The organism is Streptomyces sp. NPDC031365, assembly GCF_055569765.1.
The window spans coordinates 97,079-119,472 of the sequence record NZ_JBVIIM010000013.1; the positions used below are offsets into that span (position 1 = coordinate 97,079).

Sequence of the window (22,394 nt, forward strand, 5' to 3'; positions counted from 1 at the left end):
ATGCTCGCATCAGCGGGCGCTCACTCCACACCCAGGCTCTCCTCCAGGTACGCCAGCGCGCCCACCGGTTCCTCGGCGAAGAACACCAGGTCGGTGAGGGGGCGGGGCAGGAAACCCTCGTCCTCCATGCGGCGGAACTGCTCCTTGAGCCCGTCGTAGAACCCCGCCGTGTTGAGCAGCACCACCGGCTTCTCGGTGTGCCCGTGCTTCTTGAGCTCCAGGATCTCGGTCGCCTCGTCGAGGGTGCCGGTGCCGCCGACCATGACGACGACCGCGTCCGCCTTCTCCAGCAGCAGCCTCTTGCGCTCCGCGAGGTCCCTGGCGACCACCATCTCGTCGACGCCGGCACGCGCCTTCGCCGCGAGGAACTCCACCGAGACGCCGAGGAGCCGGCCGCCCGCCTCCTCCACACCGTCGGCGACGACCTTCATCAGACCGACGTCCGAGCCGCCCCACACCAGGGTGTGTCCGCCCTTGCCGAGCAGCCGCGCGAAGTCCCGCGCGGGGCCGGTGTAGCGGTCGTCGAGGTCGGCGGCGGAAAGGAAGACGCAGATGTTCACGAGCCCACAGTACGGGCCCGGTCGGACGTAGCGGTCAGCCGCATCTTCGACTGCCTGTGCGGCAGTTCCTCCCAGTCGTCCATGAACCGCGCGGACAGGCCGTACCCTGCGGCCAGCTCCACCAGCGTCTGCGTCCGGTAGTAGAAATCCTCGTGCAGCACCTGGTGCTCCTCGCCGTCGGTGCGGTCAAAGGTGAAGTCGAAGAACCCGCCGGGCGCCAGCACCCTGCCGACGTGCGCGAAGCACTCCTCGATGACGTGCCGGGGCGAGTGCGAGAAGACGCTGTGCGCGTGGACGACGTCGAAGTGCCCGTCGGGCAGGAAGGCGAAGGTGAGGTCGTTCGCGAGGGTCAGGTGGGGCAGCTTTGCCTGCAGCCCGTCGCGTACGAGGGTGTCCTGGGCGGCGAGCAGGATGTGCGGCGAGATGTCGATGCCGTAGTAGTGGCCCGGTTCCAGGTGGTCGATGAACAGGCGCCCCGCGCGGAGGTTGCCACAGCCGATCTCCAGCATCCGGTGGTGCGGCTGGAGGCCGTGGCCCACCAGATAGTCGAACTGCATCCGGCCGATCCGCGCCCACTGCTCGCGCGAGGGGTTGTGGCCGACGGCGGCCTCGGCGCTGCGGGCCGCGTCGGAGGCCATCACCGCGCGGTAGTACGCGATGTGGTCGCGGTGCCGCAGCCGCAGCCAGGCGTCGCGCAGGGCGCGCCGCGCGTGGGCGGGGACGCGCCGCGGATTCCGCAGGGCGTAGCGGGCCCGGTGGGCCAGGGTCCCCCGGTTCCTGCCGGTCTCCTCGGCTCCCATCTGCTGGCCTCCTCGGGAAGAACTCCGCTTCAGCGTGCGCTGTATCCGCTGAGTCGGCTACCCAGGAGGAGCGATCGTGACCAGAGGCCACCGCATCACCGTCGAGCCCAGTGACCGGCACGTCCGGGTGGTGCGCGGCGGCCAAGTGCTGGCGGAGAGCGACCGGGCGTGGGTGCTGCGCGAGACGGGCTGTCCCGCGCGGTACTACATCCCGCCCGAGGACGTACGGCTCGATCTGCTGTCACCGTCCGGGACGCGCACGCACTGCCCGTTCAAGGGCACCGCGTCCTACTGGTCGCTGCCGGAGGCGGCGGATCTGGTCTGGGCGTATCCGGACCCGAAGACGGACGTCGCGGAGATCAGGGACCACCTCTGCTTCTACGACGTGGAAGTCGGCTGATGGCGTGGACGGGTTGCGATCGGCGGACGCGCCGCCCGCCTCCCCGATGAAGTTCGCGCCGTGCGGCAGTCTGGTGAGACATGGACAAGAACATCTCTTCGCGCGACGGCACGTCCCTGGCCTACGAGAGCGCCGGGCGAGGGTCCACGATCGTCCTCGTCAGCGGCGCGATGTCGACGGGTGCCACGGTGGCGCCGCTGGCGGCTCCCCTGTCGGAGCGGTTCCGGGTGGTCGTGTACGACCGCCGGGGCCGGGGCGCGAGCGGCGACACGGCACCGTACGCGGTGGAGCGCGAGGTCGAGGACCTTGCGGCGCTGATCGAGTCGGTGGGCGGTGAGGCGTCGCTGTACGGCATCTCCTCGGGCGGCGCGCTGGCGCTCAGGGCGGCGGCGAGCGGACTGCGGGTGCGCCACGTCGCCGTGTACGAGACGCCGTACGCGATGTCGGCCGACGACCTTCAGGAGCGCGCGCGGTACACCGAGGAGCTGACGGTGGCGCTCGCCGAGGGGCGGCGCGGGGACGCGGTGGAGCTCTTCCTGCGGCTGACCGGGCTGGGTGAGGCGGTCATCCAGGGCGCCCGGCAGTCCCCGATGTGGGCCGGGATGGAGGCGATGGCGTCGAGTCTCGCGTACGACGACGCCGTGATGGGCGACGGGGGTGTCCCGCGCGATCTGCTGTCGAAGATCGGCGTACCGGTGCTGTCGATCGCGGGGGACGCGAGTCCGGCGTGGATGCGTGAGGCCGCGCGGGCGATCGCGGAATCCGTCCCCCGGGGCACGTACCGCACCCTGGGGGGCCAGACCCACATGGTGGAACCGGATGTCCTGGCGCCGGTGCTGGCGGAGTTCTTCGCGCGGTGAGCGGCCCGCCGGCTCCCCGGCCGAGCCGCCGCGCGGGGCGCCCGCCGTCGTGCGGAGCGCCCGGGCCGCTCCCGCCGTCGTGCGTCGGTCTCAGGCCACGCCGGCCGTCGCCCGCACCGTCGACGCGATCGTCGCCGAGCCGACCACGCGGGTGCCGTCGTACAGCACGATCGCCTGGCCGGGGGCGACGCCGCGGACGGGTTCGGCGAACGACACTTCGAGGGACCCGTCGACGAGTTCCGCCGTCACCTCGGTCTCGCCGCCGTGGGCGCGCAGCTGGGCGGTGTAGGTGCCGGGGCCGGACGGGGCGGCGCCGCACCAGCGGGGCTTGACGGCGGAGAGGGCGGTGACGTCCAGGGCCGCCGCGGGGCCGACCGTGACCGTGTTGTCGACCGGGGAGATGTCGAGGACGTAGCGGGGCTTGCCGTCGGGGGCGGGCGTGCCGATGCGCAGGCCCTTGCGCTGGCCGATGGTGAATCCGTACGCGCCCTCGTGGGTGCCGACCTTGCTGCCGGACTCGTCCACGATGTCGCCTTCGGCGCGTCCCAGCCGGCTCGCGAGGAAGCCCTGGGTGTCGCCGTCGGCGATGAAGCAGATGTCGTGCGAGTCGGGCTTCTTGGCGACGGCGAGTCCGCGCCGCTCGGCCTCCGCGCGGATCTCCTCCTTGGTGGTGACCGTGTCGCCGAGCGGGAACATGGCGTGGGCGAGCTGACGGTCGTCCAGCACGCCGAGGACGTAGCTCTGGTCCTTGGCCATGTCGGAGGCGCGGTGCAGTTCGCGGGTGCCGTCCTCGTTCTGGATCACCTGCGCGTAGTGGCCGGTGCAGACCGCGTCGAAACCGAGGGCCAGCGCCTTGTCGAGCAGCGCGGCGAACTTGATCTTCTCGTTGCAGCGCAGGCAGGGGTTGGGTGTGCGGCCTGCCTCGTACTCGGCGACGAAGTCCTCGACGACGTCCTCGCGGAAGCGGTCGGCGAGGTCCCACACGTAGAACGGGATGCCGATGACGTCGGCGGCGCGGCGGGCGTCGCGCGAGTCCTCGATGGTGCAACAGCCCCGCGCGCCGGTGCGGAACGACTGCGGGTTCGCGGAGAGCGCGAGGTGGACTCCGGTCACGTCGTGACCCGCTTCGGCCGCGCGGGCCGCGGCGACGGCGGAGTCGACACCGCCGGACATGGCGGCCAGGACGCGGAGGGGGCGGGAGGGCTGCGGGATGTCAGTCATAACCTCTCCAGGGTACGGGGCTCGGGAACCACGGCCGCCTGGTATCCGTTCACGATCACGTGGGGGAGAACCGAGCATCCGAGGACGGGGACCGGCGCATCGGGCGGCGGGCCCTGATCGTGGGCGGGGTGGCGGCCGCGACGGGCACGGCGGTGCTGGCGCGGGACGAGCTGGCGCGGCTGTGGTGGCGGGTGCCCGGTGTCGAGAAGCCGCGCGAGCAGGGCGCCGTCGACTACGCGGGCGCCCGCTGGGTGGCGGCCTCGGACGCCAACTGGCGCCGGGCGGACCGGCCGGACGACTTCGGAATCGACATGGTGATCGTCCATGTCACCCAGGGCAGCTTCGACAGCGCGGTGCAGGCGTTCCGGGACCCGGGACACAAGGCGTCGACGCACTACATCGTCGGCCAGGACGGCCGTATCACCCAGATGATCCGCGAGCTGGACGTGGCGTACCACGCGGGCAACCGCGACTACAACGAGCGCAGCGTCGGCATCGAGCACGAAGGCTTCGTGGACCGCCCCAAGGACCTGACGGACGAGATGTACGAGGCCTCGGCCCGCCTCACGGCCCGAATATGCGCCCGCTACGACATCCCCATCGACCGGGAACACGTCATCGGCCACGTCGAGGTCCCCGGCACGGACCACACCGACCCGGGCCCCCACTGGGACTGGGACCGCTACATGAAGCTGGTACGGCGGGCCCGCACGACACAGGCTCGAACCGAGCCGTCCGGTTCCCCGTCACCCACGTCCGGCTAGCTCAGCCCCGCCACCCGGGCCCGCTCCACCGCCGGCCCGATGGCCTTGGCCAGGGCCTCCACGTCGGCCTCGGTCGAGGTGTGCCCCAGGGAGAAACGCAGGGTCCCCCGAGCCAGATCGGGATCCACCCCGGTGGCCAGGAGGACGTGGCTGGGCTGCGCCACACCGGCGGTGCAGGCGGAGCCGGTGGAGCACTCGATGCCCTGGGCGTCGAGGAGGAGGAGCAGGGAGTCGCCCTCGCAGCCGGGGAAGGTGAAGTGGGCGTTGGCCGGAAGGCGTCCCTCGGATGAGGGGTCGCCCCCGAGGAGGGCGTCCGGGACGGCCTCACGGACCGCTGCGACCAGATCGTCGCGCAGCCGCCCGATCTCGTGGGCGAACCACTCCCGCTGCTCGGCGGCGAGTCGTCCGGCGGCCGCGAAGGAGGCGATGGCGGGGACGTCGAGTGTGCCGGAGCGGACATGGCGCTCCTGGCCTCCGCCGTGCAGGACGGGGACGGGGGTGTGCTCACGGCCCAGGACCAGCGCGCCGATGCCGTACGGTCCGCCGATCTTGTGGCCGGATACGGTCATCGCGGCGAGCCCGGACGCGGCGAAGTCCACCGGGACCTGGCCGAAGGCCTGGACCGCGTCGGAGTGCAGGGGGATCCCGAACTCGGCGGCGGTCTCGGCGAGTTCACGGACCGGCAGGACGGTCCCGATCTCGTTGTTGGCCCACATGACCGTGGCGAGGGCCACATCGCCGGGGTTGCGGGCGATGGCCTCGCGCAGGGCGTCCGGGTGGACCCTGCCGTGGGAGTCGACCGGCAGATACTCGACGGTCGCGCCCTCGTGCTCGCCGAGCCAGTGGACGGCGTCGAGGACGGCGTGGTGCTCGACGGGACTGGCGAGGACCCGGGTGCGGGCCGGGTCGGCGTCGCGGCGGGACCAGTACAGGCCCTTCACGGCGAGGTTGTCGGCCTCCGTGCCGCCGGAGGTGAAGACGACCTCGCTGGGGCGTGCGCCGAGCGCTTCGGCGAGGGTCTCGCGTGCCTCCTCGACGGTGCGCCGGGCGAGGCGTCCGGCCGCGTGGAGGGAGGAGGCGTTGCCGGTGACGCCCAGGTGCGCGGTGAGCGCCTCGACTGCCTCGGGGAGCATCGGCGTGGTCGCGGCGTGGTCGAGGTAAGCCATGGTGGGCCCGATTCTACGGGGCCCGGCGCACCGGCCACGGATCGCGGGTGGCCGGGGCGGGTCCGCCGGCTCAGAAGCTCCACGAGACCGTGCCGTCCGCCTGCATGAATGCCACGAGGACGAGGAGGTCGGCGATGCCGAGCCCGAGGCCGAGGAGGGCGCGGCCACGCCGGGGCGTGCCCCGCCACAATGCCAGGGCAGCCAGCACGATCGCGGTCGGGCCGAGAAGGACGTTGAGGACGAGCAGGCCCAGCAGGCCCAGGACGAAGGACGCGACGGCCATCCCGTCGGCGTCGTGGATTCCGGTGCGGCGGCCGGCCGGTGCGGTGAGTTGCATGGTGAGGGGCGGGTGACGGCTACGCGGGGTGCGGGTGAGAGCGGTGGGGGCGGGCGAGGGTTTCCGCCCCCACCGCTCCGCCGGCCTTTGCTCCCGTCCCGTCCCCCGGAGGCTGCGCCCCCGCACCCCCTTGGGTCAACGGGCCTCGTCCGCAAAAGACGCCGGACGAGCCGACTTCAGACCAGGCGGACTCGGGCGAGCTGGCGGGATTGTGCGACCAGACGGTCCTCGCTGTCCCAGACCTCGGCGTCCTCCTCCAGAAAGCCACCGGCGAGGTTGCGGGTGGTGATCGAGACGCGCAGGGGGCCCGGGGCGGGGCGGGAGCGGACGTGGACGGTCAGTTCCACGGTGGGGACCCAGCCGGAGATGCCCAGCTCGAAGGCAGTCGGCGGCAGGGCGTCGACCGCGAGCAGCAGGGCGAAGGGGTCGGGGTCCCGGCCGTCGGCGAGGCCGAACCAGGCCCGCATCTCCCCGTTGCCGGAGGGCTGCCCGAGGGCCCAGCCCAGCGTCGACGGGTCGAGCTTGAGCATCAGGCGGTCGGTGATGGCGGAGCTGCCGTCGACGGGAGCGGGTCCGTCCTCGGGGCCGAAGCACCGCTCCATCGGCGGTATCGCGGGCGGCTCGGCCGTCGTACGCACGTCGGCGGGCAGGGAGTCCAGATCGCCGTAGGAGGCGAGGACGCGGATCCGCTCCACCTCGTCGCCCCGCTCGTCGTGCTGGAACAGGGACGCCTGACCGGTCGACAGGGTCCGCCCGGTGCGCACGGTCTCGGTGCGGACGACCGCCGGGCCCGGCTGTGAGGCGGTCAGATAGTGCGCGGAGATGGTGAACGGGTCGGAGTGCGGCAGGGCGTCCGCGAGCGCACGGCCCAGGACAGCCAGCAGATAGCCGCCGTTGACGGCGTTGATGATCGTCCAGCCGGCGGAGAGGTCGATGTCGTAGACGCCGGGCGCGCGCGGGGTGAGAGCGGTGTCGCGGTCGAACTCACTGGCGCCGATCGTGGCCCGGGTGGCCTGGGCGGAGGCTGCTTCTGGCATGGCTGAACAGTACAAGAAGAAGATACTAAGCGGTAGCTTTGCGGGGCGGCGCGCATCGCCGCTACTCCTCGCGGACCGTCGAACGACGGTGCCACGCCCTGGGTGCCCGCCAGTGACAGCGCATCGCGAGCAGCCGCAGCACGAAGGCCGTGACCGCGGCGACGGAGCTGGTCATCGCGTTCAGCACGTCGTAGCGGAGGCACAGCGCGACCATGGTGGCGCCGACGACGGCCGGAACCGCGTACAGATCGCGGTCCCAGCGCAGCAGCGAGGGCACCTCGTTGGCGAGCACGTCGCGCAGCACACCGCCGCCCACCGCGGTGGCCAGGCCCAGACAGGCGGAGGCGGTCAGGCCGAGTCCGTGGTCGTAGGCCTTGGTGGTCCCGACGACGCAGAAGAGGCCGAGGCCGGCCGCGTCGAAGACATTGACGCCGACCTGGATGCGCTCCACGTGCGGGTGAAGGAAGAACACCAGTGCCGCGGCGACCAGGGGGGTGACGAAGTAGCCCAGGTCCGTGAAGGCGGCGGGCGGCACGGCGCCGATGACCAGGTCGCGGAAGAGTCCTCCGCCCAGCGCGGTGGCCTCGGCGAGCACGGCGATGCCGAAGACGTCGAAGTTCTTGCGCACGGCCAGCAGGGCACCGGAGATCGCGAAGACGAAGATGCCCATCAGGTCGAGCGTATGCAGGACGGACGGACTGAACAGTTGCTGCAGCACCCGTACATTCTTACTCAGCAAGCACCCCTCGCCTTTCAAAACAAGGCGAGGGGTGCGGCGAGCTTGCTGTCTTCAACCGCTATACGGCCTTGTCGGTCGACTTCGCGGGCTGCTCGGCCTTCTCCGCGTCCTCGGCCTTCTCCGCCTGCTCGGCCTTCTCCGCGTCCTCGGACTTCTCCGCCTGCTCGGCCTGCTCCGCCGCCTGCACAGCCATTTCGGCCTTCTCGACCTTCACAGCCGCCGTCTCGGCGGGCTCGGCCTTCCTGCCTTCCTGCTCCGGCACCGCCGCCGCCAGCTCCTCGGACACCGGGGCGTCCTCCACTCCCTCGCGCGTGGCCGACACGACCTCGCCGGTGGTCAGCTTCAGCGTCCCGGCAGCGATCTCCTCGGTGTAGTGGCAGGCCACCCGATGGCCGCCGCCGACGTCCCGCAGTTCCGGCCGTTCGGTCGAGCACCGCTCGGCCTGGGCCCACGGGCAGCGGGTGTGGAAGCGGCAGCCGCTCGGCGGGTTCGCCGGGGAGGGCAGGTCACCGATGAGCAGGATGCGCTCGCGCTGGTCCTCCACCTCCGGGTCGGGCACCGGCACGGCCGACATCAGGGCCTTGGTGTACGGGTGCTTCGGCTCGGCGTAGAGCGCGTCGCTCGGCGCCTCCTCGACCAGGGCGCCCAGGTACATCACACCGATCACGTCGGAGATGTGCCGGACCACCGCGAGGTCGTGGGCGATCACCAGATAGGTGAGGCCGAGCTCCTCCTGGAGTTCCTCCAGCAGGTTGATGACCTGGGCCTGGACCGACACGTCGAGCGCCGAGACCGGCTCGTCGCAGATGATCACATCGGGTTCGAGGACCAGCGCGCGGGCGATGCCGATGCGCTGGCGCTGACCGCCGGAGAACTCGTGCGGGTAGCGGGCGAGCGCGTTGGAGGGCAGGCCGACCTTGTCCAGGATCGACGTGATCTTCTCCCGGCGCTCCTCCTGGTTCTTGCCGATGCCGTGGGCGACCATGCCCTCGGACAGGATCGACTCGATGTTCTGCCGGGGGTTGAGCGAGCCGAGCGGGTCCTGGAAGACCATCTGGAGCCGGTGCCGGAAGCGGCGCAGCTCCTCACTCGGGAGCTTGGCCAGGTCGGTGCCGTCGAGGACGACGGAGCCCTCGGTGATGTCCACCAGCCGCAGCACCGACCGCCCGAGGGTGGTCTTGCCGCAGCCGGACTCGCCGACCAGGCCGTAGGTCTGGCCGGCCTCGACCTTCAGGGAGATCCCGTCCACGGCGTAGACGTGACCGACCGTACGGTCGAACAGGACACCCTTCTTGATGGGGAAGTGGACCTTGACGCCGTCCAGTTCGAGCAGGCTCATGCGGGGACCTCCTCGGCCTTCGCGTCGTCGAGTACGGGGTGGACGCACCGCACCTGGTGACCGGTGGCGCGCGGCTCGGTGAGCTGCGGGGTACCGGTCAGGCAGTCCATCTCGTACCGGTCGCAGCGGGGCGCGAAGGCGCAGCCGTCGGCCCACGCGATGCGGTCGTTGATGGAGCCGCGGATGGGCTTGAGCGGCTCGCCCCGGGGGGCGTCGAGACGCGGGATGGAGCCCAGCAGCCCGTGCGCGTACGGGTGGGTGGGGTGGGCGAACAGCTCGCGGCGCCCGGCGGACTCCACGACCTTGCCCGCGTAGAGCACGTTGACCTGGTCGCAGAGACCGGCGACCACACCGAGGTCGTGGGTGATCATCAGCAGGGCGGTGCCCTCCTGGTCCACGAGTTCCTTGAGCAGTTCCAGGATCTGCGCCTGGATCGTCACGTCCAGCGCCGTGGTGGGCTCGTCGGCGATGAGCATGCTCGGGGCGCAGGCCACCGCCATGGCGATCAGCGCGCGCTGGCGCATACCGCCGGAGAGCTGGTGCGGGTACTCCTTGAGCCGGCGGGTCGGGTCGGGGATGCCGACCCGGTCCAGCAGGTGGGCGGCCTCCTTGCGGGCGGCCGCGCCCTTCATCCCGCGGTGGCGCTCCAGGATCTCGGTGACCTGCACCCCGACCGGCACGACCGGGTTGAGCGAGGACAGCGGGTCCTGGAAGATCATCGCCATCTGGCTGCCGCGCAGATCGCGGCGGGCGGACGGGCTCATCGTGAACAGGTCCGTACCGTCGAACGTCGCACGGCCGCCGACCTTGACGCCCTTGTGGGGCAGCAGGCCCATCAGGGCCAGGGAGGTGACGGACTTTCCGCAGCCGGACTCGCCGACCAGGCCCACGACCTGGCCCTGGTCGACCTCGAAGGAGACGCCGTCGACCGCCCGGGACTCCGTGCGGCCGTGGCCTCCGAAGGTGATGGTCAGTTCGTCGACAGTGAGCAGAGACATGGTGGTTCAGCCCCTCAGCTTCGGGTCGAGGGCTTCCCGCATGGCCTCGCCGAGGAGGGTGAAGCCGAGGGCGGTGATGATGATGCCGACGGCGGGGTAGACCGCCATCATCGGCGCGTTGTCGAAGAAGCGCTGCGCCTGGGTGAGCATGACGCCCCACTCGGGGATGGCCGGGTCGGGGTTGCCGAGGCCCAGGTAGGACAGCGCGGCGGCCTCGATGATCGCGGTGGCCAGGGAGAGCGTGGCCTGCACGATCACCGGGCTGAGGGAGTTGGGGATGATCTGCGAGACCACGATGCGCCGCTTGCGCACGCCCAGGGACTTGGCGGCGAGCACGTAGTCCGCGCCGCCCTGCACCAGCATGGAGCCGCGCAGCAGCCGTGCGAACACCGGGATCTGCACGATACCCACGGCGATCATCACCGTGGTCAGTGACTGCCCCATGACGGCGGCGATGGACACGGCCAGCAGCAGCGAGGGCATCGCCAGCATGATGTCGATGAACCGCATGATGACGGAGTCGATGCGCCTGCCCCGTTCGCCACCGAGGGTGGCGAAGGCGCCGGCCAGGCCGCCGATCAGGAAGCCGATGGTCAGGCCGATCAGCGTGGCGACGACGCCGACCAGCAGCGTCTGGCGGGCGCCGACCAGGAAGCGGGAGAACAGGTCCCTGCCGAGGTGGTCCAGCCCGAACCAGTTCTCGCCGCGCATGCCGACGAACTCGCCACGGTTGGAGAAGACCTCGTCGCGCCAGGTCTGCGCGGTCGGGGAGTACGGGGCGATGTACGGGCCGACGATCGCGAGAAGGATGAACAGGGCGATGATGACCGCGCCGACGATCGCCATCTTGCTGCGCTTGAGGCGTCGGAACGCCTCCCGCCACAGGCTGGCGCCGGTGCTGGTCTCCTTGGTCGCGGCCAGTTCGGCGAGGCGCTGGATCTTGTCGGTCTTGGTGGTGGCGACGCTCATTAGTGCACCCGCACTCTCGGGTCGATGAGGCTGTACGCCAGGTCCACCAGCAAGTTGATCAGGACGTAAATCAGCGCGATGAACATGATGAATCCGACGAGCACGGGGTAGTCACGGCCGTTGATCGCGGTCCAGATGAAAGAACCGATGCCGCCGAAGGAGAACACCGACTCGGTCAGGACCGCGCCGGACAGCAGGGAGCCGGTGAGCAGGCCGACCGCGGTGATCACGGGGAGCATCGCGTTGCGCAGCACATGCCGGCCTCGGATGACGCTCCGCTTGAGACCCTTGGCCTCGGCGGTGCGGACGTAGTCCTCGTCCTGCACCTCGAGGACGCTGGCGCGGGTCATGCGCACGATGACCGCGAGCGGGATGGTGGCCAGGGCGACGGACGGCAGGACCAGATGGGTGATCGCGTTCCAGGAGGCGTCGAACTCACCGGTGAGGATGCCGTCCAGGACGGCGAAGCCGGTCACGTCGGTGGCGTTGATACCGGTGTCCAGGCGCCCGTAGCTGGGAAAGATGCCGAGGTTGACGGCGAAGATCTGCTTGAGGATCAGGGCCAGGAAGAAGACCGGGATGCAGATGCCGACGAGCGAGCCGGAGACCGCGCTGAGGTCGAGCCAGCTACCACGCTTGCGAGCGGCGAAGTAACCGAGCGGGACACCGACAGCCACGGCGATCAGGATCGCCAGCAGGGACAGCTCCACGGTCGCGGGGAACCGCAGGACGAACTCGTCCCACACCGGCTGTCCGGTCTGGGTGGAGGTCCCCAGGTCGAGTTCGAAGATGCGCTTCAGGAAGCGCCAGTACTGAACGTGTACGGGCTGGTCCAGCCCGAGCGCACGGTTGATGCGCGCCACTTCGGCTTCGGTGGCCTTTTCCCCCAGGATCGCTGAGGCCGGTCCACCGGGGAGCCGGTTGAGCCACAGGAAGAGCAGAACCGACAGGCCGAGCAGCGTGGGTATGAGCTGGAGCAGTCTTCGTACGACGAGACGCAGCACCCCGCATGCCCCTTTCTTGCGTGAGGTCTTACATGAATGGACCCGCCCGGCCGCCGAGTTGCGGCGGCCGGGCGGAACCCCCCGTTGTGGTTTTCCTGCCGATCAGGCGCTTACTTGAACGAGGCCTCGGCGAAGACCTCCTGCGTCAGCGGGGAGACGTTCGGCGGGTTCACGTTCTTGGCGAAGGCGATGGCCGGCGGGGAGGACGAGATCGGGACACCCGGGAGGTAGTCCATGATGGCCACGTTGGCCTTCTCGTAGGCGGCGATGCGCTCCTCGGCCTTGCCCAGCTCCGAGCCCGCGTTCACGGCGTCGAAGACCTTCTTGTCCTTGAAGCCCCACTGCTTGTCGAACCCGGCGAACCAGGTGCCGATGAAGTTGTAGCCGTCGTTGAAGTCACCGGTCCAGCCGAGCATGTGCAGGGCGCAGGAGCCCGCCTCGGTGGCGTCCAGGTAGTCCGGGGCCCACTTCATGGCCTTCGGCTTGACGGTGATGCCGGCCTTCTCCAGGTCGGCCTTCATCAGCTCGAACAGGTCCTGCGGGGCAGGCATGTACGGGCGGGTGACCTCGGTCGGGTAGCAGAACTCGATCTCGAGCTTCTCCTCACCGGCCTTCTTGAGGAGGCCCTTGGCCTTGGCGGTGTCGAACGGGTACTTGGTGACGTTCTTGGAGTAGCCCGCGATCGTGTCCGGCATGAACTGGTCGGCGACCTTGCCACCCTCGGGCAGCTGGGTCTTGACCAGGTTCTCCTTGTCGATCGCCTGCGCGATCGCCTGGCGGACGTCCTTCTTCTTGAGGGCCGGGTTCGCCGACTGGCTCATACCGACGTAGAAGAGGTTGAAGACACCACGGGTCGGGACGACGTAGCCGTCCTTCTCGAGGGTCTTGATGTCGGCCGGGGCGACGAGGTCGTAGCCGTCGATGTCACCGGCCTGGAGCGCCTGGCGGCGGCCCTCTTCGGTGTCGATGGTGCGGAAGACCAGGTTCTTGATCTTCGCCTTCTCGCCCCAGTAGTCGTCGAAGCGCTCAAGGGAGACTTCCTTGTTGCCCTTGTTCCACTTCGTGATCTTGTACGGGCCGGTACCGGCGACCGTGCCGGCCTCCTGGCTGTACTTGGGGTACGTGATGGCGTCGCCCTTGGCGGACGCGTCCTGCTTCTTGTACGCCTCGATGGCCTTCGGCGAGTGGATCGCGAGGGCGTTGAGGGAGAAGCCGCCGGGGAGGTTGGCGGAGGGCTTCTTGACCTCGATGACGGCGGTGTTGTCGTCCTTCGCGGTGCAGGACTTGTAGTTCGCCTCGGGCGCCTCCTTGTCCTCGTTCTTCGCGAAGCCACCCATGATGGTCTGCCAGTAGTACGAGACCGCGCTGGACTGGTAGGTGCCCGTCCAGTTGAACCAGTGGTCGTAGTTGGCGCACACGGCCGCGGCGTTGAACGCCTCGCCGTCGTGGAACTTCACGCCCTTGCGCAGGTTGAAGGTCCAGACGGTGCCCTTTTCGTTGCTCGACCAGGTCTCGGCGAGACCGCCGACCAGCTTGGTGCCGCCGGACTCGTGCTCGAGCAGGGCCTCGAACGCCTGCCGCGTCACGCGGAAGGTTTCACCGTCGCTCGCGAGGGCAGGGTCCAGGGAACCCGGGTCACCGGCACCGGCGAAGACGAAGGTGTCCTTCGAGCCGCCGCTCTGGTTGTCACTGTCCCGCTCGCTGGAGCAGCCCGTGGCAATCAGACCGACCGCCACCGCGGCCGTGATCGCCCGAGCGACTGGGGACTTGGGTATGCGCATATTGGGGCCACTCCGGGTCCGCTATGTGGATGCATCTTGACCGGCCGAACACTACCTACGTTCGCAGGGAGTCAGGAACAGTCCGGATAGCGGTGATACCTACCTGAGATCTGAACACTTGACATATGGGATGGTTCAGGCACCCCGCCATCGAGATTTAACCCTTCTGACACAGAAGACGGCCCGCCGGGGGGCGTTCGAAGGGCGACGAGCGACGTGGAGATCGGGTGAAACCGCAGGTGACAGGCGGTTAAAGGGTGATCGCTGAGCGCGCATGGCCATTAATCTGACGCGAAATCACCGCCGGCCGAACCGGGGGTCCGGGCCGCTTCGGCCACGTGTCCACCTGGTGGACACGGTGACGCTGAGTCAGCACGAGCCGGAGCGCGGCCGGTGGGCAGCGCCGGGGGTAGCACGGATACGGCCCGGTCAGCGGTGGTGCGCGGGCGGGTAGCCGTAGCCCGAGGCCGGGGGCTGAACGGCGCCGTGCGCCTCGCGGTCGTAGAAGGGCCGGGCGTTGGCCCGCAGCCACATCGCGACCGGGTCGTGCTCGTCGGACATCGCGACGGTCGACACGGGCAGTCCGTCCGGGACCGCGGCGAGGGACTGCTGCATCATCGCGCGCACCGCGTCCACGGCGGGCGGGGAGGCGTCGTACACGTCCAGGCCGATGGCGAGGTACGGGGCACCCAGGGCGGGCTGCACCCAGGCGCGGCGCAGTCCGCGGACCGCCGGGGTGCGGTGGGCGTTCTGCGCGAGGAGGGCGTAGAACTGCGGGATCTCGATGGCGGGTTCGGAGAGCCTCAGCGGTCCGGCGGGCTGGCGGTCCAGACCGCCGGCGATCCGGCGCAGGTCCAGCCAGGGGATGCCGACGCCGCCGCCCGGGGCGTGCGGATTGAGCCAGAGTCCGTAGCGGTCGGGGAAGAGCGCCCGGGCCGCTTCGAGGCCGTCGATCACCTCGTACGATCTGTTCCAGCCGCTGGCCGACAGTTCCTGCGCGGAGGTGACGCAGGGCGCGTAGCCGAAGCCGTCGACCTCCATGTTCCCGTACTGGGCGTCGGGGGAGCCGGCCTGGCCGTGCCACAGCAGCATCCAGACCTGGCCGGACGAAGGAGTGGCGAGAGCGCGCAGCAACGCCTCGTAGGCGTCGTAACGCCCGGGCGTCACCTGGCGCAGCATGTGCTCGACCTGCCCGGCCGCCGCGGTGCCAGCGCTCACTTTGTATCGCCCCTTTGTACAACCTCGCCAGCGGATGAACCTAGCTTATGCCGCCGGCGGTGAGGCGAGGTCGGGTGTGCGGTGCCGGGTGCGGTGCCGGGTGCGGGACCGGGTGGTCCGCAGGTGTGCTGTGCGCGGGAGAGCTCGGGTGGTGGCGTTGTGTGGCGGGTGCCGGTGCGTTGGGGTTGTTCGCGCAGTTCCCCGCGCCCCTGGGGGGTTGGTCGCGGCCGCGCGGCGGAGCCGTAGGTCGGTTCAGCGCCGCGCCCCTGGGGGGTTGGTCGCGGCCGCGCGGCGGAGCCGTGGGTCGGTTCAGCGCCGCGCACCTGGGGGTTACCGCTGACGCTGGTAAAAGGGGTTGACGTGGGTGCGCATCCAGTCGGCCACCAGGTCCTGGGCGATGTCCAGGACGATCAGGTTGACCGGCCAAGGGGCCGGCATGCGGCCCAGGGCCCGGCCCAGGGCGTCCAGGGGGAGGGTGCGGGCGTCGCCCTCCCAGTGGGCCAGTTCCACGCCGACGAAGAGGACCGGGTCCGCCGTCTCGATCGCGGCGAGGCAGCGGCGGGCGGTCGTCACCACGCCGATGGCCTCGAACTCCTCCGAGGCCGCGGCCAGGAAGTCAACCGGGTCGTCCTGCCAGTCGGGCTGGAACAGCCGGACCCGGCCGCCGCTCGCCGGGCCGTCCAGCGGCCCGTGTCCGGCCCGGCACAGTTCGGCCACGGCGGCCGGCGGCAGCGGGACGGAGACCACGCCACCGGGGTTCACCGCGATCCCGGCCTGCGGTGGCAGACCGCGGGCGAACTCCACGGCGGGCGCGATGGTGTACGACAGGTGGGAGCCGACGACCTGGCGGAACTGTTCCTCGGAGCTGAACACGGGGACGTAGGCCTGCCCGTCGAGTTCCATGGTGGGCAGGTCCAGCGGGCCACTGTGCGGGCCGCCGCCGCTGGGCAGCGGGACCCAGACGAAGCTGCGGCCCAGCACCTCCATGATCCTGGCGCCCGCCGACGGAACGCCGAGGGACGCGGAAAGCACCTCCTCCAGCTCGTTGCCGGGCCATCCGCCGTGCGGATGGGGGTGCGTCTGGGCCGGGAAACCCGCCGGGAAGTCCATCGTTCGCCTACCGCCTGCCTGGAACCACTGCTGTGGTCGGCAAGGTTATCCGGTCAGTCCGCGAAGCCGATCCTGCGCAGCGCGTTCGCCGCGTCCCGGTCGATCAGCACCGCCGAACCACAGCCCGCGGGCAGCCGGCCGCGCTCCACCGCGCGCAACAGCCTGTCGCTCGCCGCGCGGTGGCGCCCGAACGCGTACCGGGAGACGCCGCGTCCGCGCTCGCGCTGCCCGGCCAGGGCCTGCTGCGGGGTGACGTCGAGCAGCAGCAGGTGCAGGCTCGCCCCCCGGCGGCGGGCCTCGCGGGCGAGCCAGCGCCGCACCCATGCCTGCGTACCGCAGTCGTGGACGACGACCGCCCCACCGGCGCGCAGCGACCGGCGCAGACCGGCGTAGTGGGCGAGGCGGACCAGGGGGCGGTAGACGGCGTAGGGGAGGAAGCGGGGCATGCGGTGGTCCCAGCGGTCACGGCTGTCCTGGGAGTCGACGCGGGCACCGCGCACCGCGCGGCGCATCAGTGTGGACTTGCCGCTGCCGGGCAGTCCGGTGACCACGACGAGGTCGCGGGGCCCGAAGAGCAGCGCGCGTGGGCTGCGGCCGCCCCGCTCGCGCAGGTCGCGGACGACGGGCGCCGGCAGCGCCCCGCGGGCCCGCGCGGCCGACTGCGGGGGCAGCGCGACGCCCGTGGTGGTGGCGCACGCCGTGGTCCTGTTCACCGTGATGGTCCTCCCCTGGGGCCGGCACGAGTCCGGGTCCCCGCTGAGCGTAAAGAGAAAGTAATGCCAGGTGCCTCTCGTTTCCGTGCCTTTCCTGAAACAGGCCTGTCACAGCTCCCTGTGACCGTGCCCGTACAACCTGTGCATCCCAGGGAAGGGTCCCCCTGCCGCGCCCTCGCGATGCGTGCAATGATGAGCGCGCCAACTGCATACCGGCCGTTTGAATCCGCGCGGGAGAGTCCCCGGCACCGTTTGCCGCCGGGGCGCCGAAGGAGCAAGTCCCTCCCTTGAATCTCTCAGGCCCCGTTACCGCGCGGGCGAGGCACATCTGAAAAGCGGGCCGCTGCAGCCGTGCTCCAGTGGCTCCACCCAAGGTGCAAACCATGATCCTCCCCGTGCGGGCGGTCATGGCGAACCTCTCAGGTTCCGATGACAGATGGGGAGGAACGCCCTCGCCTTCCCCCATCGTCTTTGGGAGACCGACCGATGAGCAGTACCGAACCTCGCCGGACCGCGCTCGATGCCCTGCATCGCTCGCTCGGCGCGACGATGACCGACTTCGCCGGCTGGGACATGCCCCTGCGCTACGGCTCCGAGCGCGACGAGCACAACGCCGTACGCACGAAGGCCGGCCTCTTCGACCTCTCGCACATGGGCGAGATCGCGGTCACCGGCCCGGCCGCCGCCGCACTCCTCGACCACGCCCTCGTCGGCAACATCAGTGGCGTCAAGCCCGGCCGCGCCCGCTACACCATGATCTGCCGCGAGGACGGCGGCATCCTGGACGACCTGATCGTCTACCGGCTCGGTGAGTCGGAGTACATGGTCGTCGCCAACGCCTCCAACGCCCAGACGGTGCTCGACGCCCTCCTCGAGCGCTCGGCCGGCTTCGATGCCGAGATCCGCGACGACCGCGACGCGTACGCGCTGCTCGCCGTGCAGGGCCCCGAGTCCCAGGCCATCCTCGCTTCGCTCACCGACGCCGACCTGGACGGCCTGAAGTACTACGCCGGTCTGCCGGGCACGGTCGCCGGTGTCCCCGCACTCGTCGCCCGCACCGGTTACACCGGCGAGGACGGCTTCGAGCTGTTCGTGAAGCCGGAGCACGCGGTCGAGCTGTGGCAGGCGCTGACCAAGGCCGGTGAGGGCGCGGGCCTGGTGCCGTGCGGGCTGTCCTGCCGGGACACGCTGCGCCTGGAGGCGGGCATGCCGCTGTACGGGAACGAGCTGAGCACCTCCCTGACGCCCTTCGACGCCGGTTTTGGCCGGGTGGTGAAGTTCGAGAAGGAGGGCGACTTCGTGGGCCGCGCCGCCCTGGCCCAGGCCGCCGAGCGCGCCGCCGCCGAGCCGCCCCGTGTCCTGGTCGGCCTGGTCGCCGAGGGCCGCCGGGTGCCGCGCGCCGGGTACGCGGTGGTGGCCGGCGGCGAGGTGGTCGGCGAGGTCACCTCCGGTGCCCCCTCCCCCACGCTGGGCAAGCCGATCGCGATGGCGTACGTCGACCCGGCGCACGCGGCGCCCGGCACCGAGGGCGTCGGCGTGGACATCCGGGGCAGCCACGAGCCCTACGAGGTCGTGGCGCTGCCGTTCTACAAGCGGCAGAAGTGACACCGTCGTAGGACGGTTCCTCGCGTCCTCGCGTCCTCGCTTCTTTTCGTCTTTCGCGCGTGAGGTGGGCGCGTCGTCCCCCACCCACCCGCGTCGCCCGCAGTCCCTTCAGCCATCCCCCGTCCCCCGTACAGGAGAATTCAGGCCATGAGCAACCCCACGCAGCTGCGTTACAGCAAGGAGCACGAGTGGCTGACGGCCGCCGAGGACGGCGTGTCGACGGTCGGTATCACGGAGCACGCGGCCAACGCGCTCGGCGACGTGGTCTTCGTCCAGCTCCCCGAGGTCGGTGACAGCGTGACCGCGGGCGAGACCTGCGGCGAACTGGAGTCGACCAAGTCGGTCAGCGACCTGTACTCCCCGGTCAGCGGTGAGATCACCGAGGTCAACGAGGATGTCGTGAACGACCCGTCGCTGGTGAACTCCGCCCCCTTCGAGGGTGGTTGGCTGTTCAAGGTGCGCGTCACCGACGAGCCGGCCGACCTGCTGACCGCCGCCGAGTACGACGCCGAAATCGCCGGCTGAGGAGTCTGTAGCCGCATGTCCGTTCTGAACACGCCCCTGCACGAGCTCGACCCGGCGGTGGCCGCCGCGGTCGACGCCGAGCTGCACCGCCAGCAGTCCACCCTCGAGATGATCGCCTCGGAGAACTTCGCCCCGGTCGCGGTCATGGAGGCCCAGGGCTCGGTCCTCACCAACAAGTACGCCGAGGGCTACCCCGGCCGCCGCTACTACGGCGGCTGCGAGCACGTCGACGTGATCGAGCAGATCGCGATCGACCGGGTCAAGGAGCTCTTCGGAGCCGAGCACGCCAACGTGCAGCCGCACTCGGGTGCGCAGGCCAACGCCGCCGCGATGTTCGCGCTGCTCAAGCCCGGTGACACGATCATGGGTCTGAACCTCGCGCACGGCGGGCACCTGACCCACGGCATGAAGATCAACTTCTCCGGCAAGCTCTACAACGTGGTGGCCTACCACGTCGGCGACGACGGCCAGGTCGACATGGCCGAGGTCGAGCGGCTGGCCAAGGAGAACAAACCGAAGCTGATCGTGGCCGGCTGGTCGGCGTACCCGCGTCAGCTGGACTTCGCCGCGTTCCGCCGGATCGCGGACGAGGTCGGCGCGTACCTCATGGTCGACATGGCGCACTTCGCCGGTCTGGTGGCCGCGGGCCTGCACCCGAACCCGGTCCCGCACGCCCATGTCGTGACGACCACCACGCACAAGACCCTCGGCGGTCCGCGCGGCGGGGTGATCCTCTCCACGGCCGAACTGGCCAAGAAGATCAACTCGGCCGTCTTCCCCGGTCAGCAGGGCGGCCCGCTGGAGCACGTGGTCGCCGCCAAGGCGGTCGCGTTCAAGGTGTGCGCCACCGAGGAGTTCAAGGAGCGCCAGCGCCGCACCCTGGAGGGCGCCCGCATCCTGGCCGAGCGCCTGGTCAAGGACGACGTCAGGGCCGTGGGCGTGGACGTGCTGTCCGGCGGTACGGACGTGCACCTGGTCCTGGTGGACCTGCGGAACTCCGAGCTGGACGGCCAGCAGGCCGAGGACCGTCTCCACGAGGTCGGCATCACCGTCAACCGCAACGCGATCCCGAACGACCCCCGCCCGCCGATGGTCACCTCGGGTCTGCGCATCGGCACGCCCGCCCTGGCCACCCGCGGTTTCACGACCGAGGACTTCACCGAGGTCGCGGACGTGATCGCCGAGACGCTGAAGCCGTCCTACGACGTCGACGCGCTCCGGGCCCGGGTGACGGCCCTCGCCGGGAAGCACCCGCTGTACCCCGGTCTGACGTAATTTCGTACGCTTTTCTTGGTACGGACGTCCGGGGCATCGCGCACACTGGGTCGGTGGGCGCGATGCCCCACGCCATGAACCGCATGAACGTTTCCGCTCACCTCTGAACCACCCCCTCCCCGGTGGACAGCGTCGTCCGCCGAACCCTTAGGAGTCCCCCCGTGGCCATCTCGGTCTTCGATCTGTTCTCGATCGGCATCGGCCCGTCCAGCTCGCACACGGTCGGCCCGATGCGGGCGGCCCGGATGTTCGCCCGGCGGCTGCGCAACGAGGACCTGCTGGACTCCGTCGCCTCGGTGCGGGCCGAGCTGTACGGCTCCCTGGGCGCCACCGGCCACGGCCACGGCACGCCCAAGGCGGTGCTGCTGGGCCTGGAGGGCGACTCACCGCGCACGGTGGACGTGGAGTCGGCCGACGAACGGGTGGAGAAGATCAAGGACGGTGGCCGGCTCCGTCTGCTCGGCGACCACGAGATCGCGTTCACCTACGACGACGACATGGTGCTGCACCGCCGCAAGGCACTGCCGTACCACGCCAACGGCATGACGCTGTGGGCGTACGGCGCCTCCGGGGCGGAGCTGCTGTCGAAGACGTACTACTCGGTGGGCGGCGGATTCGTCGTCGACGAGGAGGCGGTGGGCGCGGACCGCATCGTGCTCGACGACACGGTCCTCAAGTACCCCTTCCGCACGGGCGACGAGCTGCTGCGCCTCGCCGAGGAGACCGGCTTGTCCATCTCCGCCCTGATGCTCGAGAACGAGCGCGCCTGGCGGACCGAGGAAGAGATCCGCGAGGGCCTGCTGGAGATCTGGCGCGTGATGCGGACGTGCGTGGACCGGGGCATGTCCCGTGAGGGCATCCTGCCGGGTGGCCTGAAGGTGCGCCGCCGCGCCGCGAACACCGCCCGCAAGCTGCGCTCCGAGGGCGACCCGCAGGCCCTGGCCATGGAGTGGATCACCCTCTACGCGATGGCCGTGAACGAGGAGAACGCGGCCGGCGGCCGGGTCGTCACGGCGCCGACGAACGGCGCGGCGGGGATCATCCCGGCGGTCCTGCACTACTACGTGAACTTCGTCCCCGGCGCCGACGAGGAGGGCGTGGTCCGCTTCCTGCTGGCGGCCGGCGCGATCGGCATGCTCTTCAAGGAGAACGCCTCCATCTCCGGCGCCGAGGTCGGCTGCCAGGGCGAGGTCGGCTCGGCCTGCTCGATGGCGGCGGGCGCGCTGGCGGAGGTACTGGGCGGCAGCCCGGAGCAGGTGGAGAACGCCGCCGAGATCGGCATGGAGCACAACCTCGGCCTGACCTGCGACCCGGTCGGCGGCCTCGTCCAGATCCCGTGCATCGAGCGCAACGGGATGGCCGCGGTGAAGGCGGTCACGGCGGCCCGGATGGCGATGCGCGGCGACGGCTCCCACAAGGTGTCCCTGGACAAAGTCATCAAGACAATGAAGGAGACCGGCGCCGACATGTCGGTCAAGTACAAGGAGACGGCGCGGGGCGGGCTGGCGGTCAACATCATCGAGTGCTGAGGAGGGCCGCGCCCTTCTGCTCCTCGTGAGAGCTGTGCTCCTCATGGCGCCAGACCTCGGTGGGAGGAGGTGGGAGGAGGGGGAGCTGAGGAACAGCACTCCGCAGCCCTCGGGGAGCCGGTCGACGACGGCGGGCGCCGCCATCAAAAGGCCGGTGGGCGGGATTCTCCTCCCCCTCGACGATCTTTCCCGGGCGTCGCTGCGCCGGCATCCCGTCACCGCCCACACCGGCGGCGCCTCGCCGGATGCGCCGGCCGATTGCCGCGGGCCATTGGCCCGGGGCCAGCGGGCGGCGGCCACGCGGCCCACCGGAGGTTCGTGGAAACGGCGGTCACCGCGAGGGACGACGGCTGGGGCGTTCCCCTGCCGGTGCGTCTCCGGCAGGACCGCTCCCCGCCGGGGAAGCGGTCGGTTCCTCGGCGCCGGGGCGGGGTGGGGGCGGCG

Annotated in this window: 22 protein-coding genes and 2 riboswitches; of the genes, 7 read left to right on the plus strand and 15 right to left on the minus strand. The window is 70.6% G+C overall.

Features of this window, described 5'->3' with window-relative positions:
* Positions 1-20: 20 nt before the first annotated feature.
* Positions 21-560, minus strand: a complete 540-nt coding sequence (locus tag ACZ5C2_RS20535) for an LOG family protein (protein ID WP_468792955.1) — start codon at positions 558-560, stop codon at positions 21-23.
* Positions 557-1,360 carry a class I SAM-dependent methyltransferase gene (locus ACZ5C2_RS20540; RefSeq protein ID WP_468792958.1) on the minus strand — a complete coding sequence of 268 codons (804 nt, stop codon included), beginning with the start codon at positions 1,358-1,360 and terminating at the stop codon, positions 557-559. The genes ACZ5C2_RS20535 and ACZ5C2_RS20540 overlap by 4 nt, the downstream gene beginning before the upstream one ends.
* 76 nt (positions 1,361-1,436) lie before the next feature.
* Here ACZ5C2_RS20540 and ACZ5C2_RS20545 point away from each other — a divergent pair, with 76 nt between their 5' ends.
* Both ACZ5C2_RS20545 and ACZ5C2_RS20550 read left to right on the plus strand, forming a co-directional pair.
* The gene (locus tag ACZ5C2_RS20545) at positions 1,437-1,760 is read left to right on the plus strand and encodes a DUF427 domain-containing protein (RefSeq protein WP_468792960.1); all 324 of its coding nucleotides are present in this window, start codon (positions 1,437-1,439) and stop codon (positions 1,758-1,760) included.
* Positions 1,761-1,840: 80 nt separating this feature from the next.
* The gene (locus ACZ5C2_RS20550) at positions 1,841-2,620 is read left to right on the plus strand and encodes an alpha/beta fold hydrolase (RefSeq protein WP_468792963.1); all 780 of its coding nucleotides are present in this window, start codon (positions 1,841-1,843) and stop codon (positions 2,618-2,620) included.
* 90 nt (positions 2,621-2,710) lie between these two features.
* Here ACZ5C2_RS20550 and mnmA read toward each other — a convergent pair whose 3' ends face one another.
* Positions 2,711-3,841, minus strand: coding sequence for a tRNA 2-thiouridine(34) synthase MnmA (gene mnmA / locus ACZ5C2_RS20555; protein ID WP_468792965.1), 1,131 nt, complete (start codon positions 3,839-3,841; stop codon positions 2,711-2,713).
* A 59-nt stretch (positions 3,842-3,900) separates the two neighbouring features.
* On the opposite strand from mnmA, the gene ACZ5C2_RS20560 reads away from it, so the two are divergent.
* Positions 3,901-4,605, plus strand: a complete 705-nt coding sequence (locus ACZ5C2_RS20560) for an N-acetylmuramoyl-L-alanine amidase (RefSeq protein WP_468792968.1) — start codon at positions 3,901-3,903, stop codon at positions 4,603-4,605.
* Here the strand turns inward: ACZ5C2_RS20560 and ACZ5C2_RS20565 are convergent.
* The 12 genes from ACZ5C2_RS20565 to ACZ5C2_RS20620 all read right to left on the minus strand — a co-directional run bounded on the left by ACZ5C2_RS20565 (position 4,602) and on the right by ACZ5C2_RS20620 (position 17,016).
* The gene (locus tag ACZ5C2_RS20565) at positions 4,602-5,771 is read right to left on the minus strand and encodes a cysteine desulfurase family protein (protein WP_468792971.1); all 1,170 of its coding nucleotides are present in this window, start codon (positions 5,769-5,771) and stop codon (positions 4,602-4,604) included. The two genes, ACZ5C2_RS20560 and ACZ5C2_RS20565, sit on opposite strands and share 4 nt — an antisense overlap.
* 70 nt (positions 5,772-5,841) lie before the next feature.
* Positions 5,842-6,108: a DUF4190 domain-containing protein gene (locus ACZ5C2_RS20570; protein WP_468792973.1), complete on the minus strand. Its 267-nt coding sequence runs from the start codon at positions 6,106-6,108 to the stop codon at positions 5,842-5,844.
* Between the two features lie 176 nt (positions 6,109-6,284).
* Positions 6,285-7,145: a thioesterase family protein gene (locus ACZ5C2_RS20575; RefSeq protein WP_468792976.1), complete on the minus strand. Its 861-nt coding sequence runs from the start codon at positions 7,143-7,145 to the stop codon at positions 6,285-6,287.
* A 61-nt stretch (positions 7,146-7,206) separates the two neighbouring features.
* Positions 7,207-7,863, minus strand: a complete 657-nt coding sequence (locus ACZ5C2_RS20580; RefSeq protein ID WP_468792979.1) for a trimeric intracellular cation channel family protein — start codon at positions 7,861-7,863, stop codon at positions 7,207-7,209.
* Between the two features lie 79 nt (positions 7,864-7,942).
* On the minus strand, positions 7,943-9,223 hold the full coding sequence (locus ACZ5C2_RS20585) for an ABC transporter ATP-binding protein (RefSeq protein WP_468792982.1): 1,281 nt from the start codon (positions 9,221-9,223) through the stop codon (positions 7,943-7,945).
* Positions 9,220-10,221, minus strand: coding sequence for an ABC transporter ATP-binding protein (locus ACZ5C2_RS20590; RefSeq protein WP_468792985.1), 1,002 nt, complete (start codon positions 10,219-10,221; stop codon positions 9,220-9,222). The genes ACZ5C2_RS20585 and ACZ5C2_RS20590 overlap by 4 nt, the downstream gene beginning before the upstream one ends.
* 6 nt (positions 10,222-10,227) lie before the next feature.
* The gene (locus tag ACZ5C2_RS20595) at positions 10,228-11,190 is read right to left on the minus strand and encodes an ABC transporter permease (RefSeq protein WP_468792987.1); all 963 of its coding nucleotides are present in this window, start codon (positions 11,188-11,190) and stop codon (positions 10,228-10,230) included.
* Positions 11,190-12,194, minus strand: a complete 1,005-nt coding sequence (locus tag ACZ5C2_RS20600) for an ABC transporter permease (RefSeq protein ID WP_468792990.1) — start codon at positions 12,192-12,194, stop codon at positions 11,190-11,192. The genes ACZ5C2_RS20595 and ACZ5C2_RS20600 overlap by 1 nt, the downstream gene beginning before the upstream one ends.
* A 110-nt stretch (positions 12,195-12,304) precedes the next feature.
* The gene (locus ACZ5C2_RS20605) at positions 12,305-13,975 is read right to left on the minus strand and encodes an ABC transporter substrate-binding protein (protein ID WP_468792992.1); all 1,671 of its coding nucleotides are present in this window, start codon (positions 13,973-13,975) and stop codon (positions 12,305-12,307) included.
* A 429-nt stretch (positions 13,976-14,404) separates the two neighbouring features.
* Positions 14,405-15,154: an enhanced serine sensitivity protein SseB C-terminal domain-containing protein gene (locus ACZ5C2_RS20610; protein WP_468793147.1), complete on the minus strand. Its 750-nt coding sequence runs from the start codon at positions 15,152-15,154 to the stop codon at positions 14,405-14,407.
* Between the two features lie 369 nt (positions 15,155-15,523).
* Positions 15,524-16,303 (minus strand): enhanced serine sensitivity protein SseB, encoded by a 780-nt coding sequence (locus ACZ5C2_RS20615; RefSeq protein ID WP_468792995.1) that lies wholly within the window; start codon positions 16,301-16,303, stop codon positions 15,524-15,526.
* A gap of 53 nt (positions 16,304-16,356) precedes the next feature.
* The gene (locus tag ACZ5C2_RS20620) at positions 16,357-17,016 is read right to left on the minus strand and encodes an AAA family ATPase (RefSeq protein ID WP_468792998.1); all 660 of its coding nucleotides are present in this window, start codon (positions 17,014-17,016) and stop codon (positions 16,357-16,359) included.
* Between the two features lie 221 nt (positions 17,017-17,237).
* Positions 17,238-17,338: riboswitch (glycine riboswitch) on the plus strand.
* Positions 17,339-17,462: riboswitch (glycine riboswitch) on the plus strand.
* Between the two features lie 40 nt (positions 17,463-17,502).
* Here ACZ5C2_RS20620 and gcvT point away from each other — a divergent pair.
* From gcvT to ACZ5C2_RS20640, 4 genes are all read left to right on the plus strand, one after another.
* A complete protein-coding gene (gene gcvT / locus ACZ5C2_RS20625) occupies positions 17,503-18,621 on the plus strand; it encodes a glycine cleavage system aminomethyltransferase GcvT (RefSeq protein WP_468793000.1) in 1,119 nt (372 codons plus the stop codon).
* A 147-nt stretch (positions 18,622-18,768) separates the two neighbouring features.
* On the plus strand, positions 18,769-19,146 hold the full coding sequence (gcvH, locus tag ACZ5C2_RS20630) for a glycine cleavage system protein GcvH (RefSeq protein ID WP_468793003.1): 378 nt from the start codon (positions 18,769-18,771) through the stop codon (positions 19,144-19,146).
* A 15-nt stretch (positions 19,147-19,161) separates the two neighbouring features.
* Positions 19,162-20,421 carry a serine hydroxymethyltransferase gene (gene glyA / locus ACZ5C2_RS20635; protein ID WP_468793006.1) on the plus strand — a complete coding sequence of 420 codons (1,260 nt, stop codon included), beginning with the start codon at positions 19,162-19,164 and terminating at the stop codon, positions 20,419-20,421.
* A gap of 161 nt (positions 20,422-20,582) precedes the next feature.
* Positions 20,583-21,950, plus strand: a complete 1,368-nt coding sequence (locus ACZ5C2_RS20640) for an L-serine ammonia-lyase (RefSeq protein ID WP_468793009.1) — start codon at positions 20,583-20,585, stop codon at positions 21,948-21,950.
* The last annotated feature ends 444 nt before the right edge of the window (positions 21,951-22,394 follow it).

Excerpts from the sequence above, each read along its gene's own strand:
- ACZ5C2_RS20605 (WP_468792992.1), bottom strand. The coding sequence starts at position 13,975 with ATGCGCATACCCAAGTCCCCAGTCGCTCGGGCGATCACGGCCGCGGTG.
- ACZ5C2_RS20570 (WP_468792973.1), bottom strand. The coding sequence starts at position 6,108 with ATGCAACTCACCGCACCGGCCGGCCGCCGCACCGGAATCCACGACGCC.
- ACZ5C2_RS20550 (WP_468792963.1), top strand. The coding sequence starts at position 1,841 with ATGGACAAGAACATCTCTTCGCGCGACGGCACGTCCCTGGCCTACGAG.
- ACZ5C2_RS20610 (WP_468793147.1), bottom strand. The coding sequence starts at position 15,154 with ATGCTGCGCCAGGTGACGCCCGGGCGTTACGACGCCTACGAGGCGTTG.
- gcvH (WP_468793003.1), top strand. The coding sequence starts at position 18,769 with ATGAGCAACCCCACGCAGCTGCGTTACAGCAAGGAGCACGAGTGGCTG.
- glyA (WP_468793006.1), top strand. The coding sequence starts at position 19,162 with ATGTCCGTTCTGAACACGCCCCTGCACGAGCTCGACCCGGCGGTGGCC.
- ACZ5C2_RS20540 (WP_468792958.1), bottom strand. The coding sequence starts at position 1,360 with ATGGGAGCCGAGGAGACCGGCAGGAACCGGGGGACCCTGGCCCACCGG.
- ACZ5C2_RS20615 (WP_468792995.1), bottom strand. The coding sequence starts at position 16,303 with ATGGACTTCCCGGCGGGTTTCCCGGCCCAGACGCACCCCCATCCGCAC.
- ACZ5C2_RS20590 (WP_468792985.1), bottom strand. The coding sequence starts at position 10,221 with ATGTCTCTGCTCACTGTCGACGAACTGACCATCACCTTCGGAGGCCAC.
- ACZ5C2_RS20585 (WP_468792982.1), bottom strand. The coding sequence starts at position 9,223 with ATGAGCCTGCTCGAACTGGACGGCGTCAAGGTCCACTTCCCCATCAAG.
- ACZ5C2_RS20595 (WP_468792987.1), bottom strand. The coding sequence starts at position 11,190 with ATGAGCGTCGCCACCACCAAGACCGACAAGATCCAGCGCCTCGCCGAA.
- gcvT (WP_468793000.1), top strand. The coding sequence starts at position 17,503 with ATGAGCAGTACCGAACCTCGCCGGACCGCGCTCGATGCCCTGCATCGC.
- ACZ5C2_RS20565 (WP_468792971.1), bottom strand. The coding sequence starts at position 5,771 with ATGGCTTACCTCGACCACGCCGCGACCACGCCGATGCTCCCCGAGGCA.
- ACZ5C2_RS20575 (WP_468792976.1), bottom strand. The coding sequence starts at position 7,145 with ATGCCAGAAGCAGCCTCCGCCCAGGCCACCCGGGCCACGATCGGCGCC.
- mnmA (WP_468792965.1), bottom strand. The coding sequence starts at position 3,841 with ATGACTGACATCCCGCAGCCCTCCCGCCCCCTCCGCGTCCTGGCCGCC.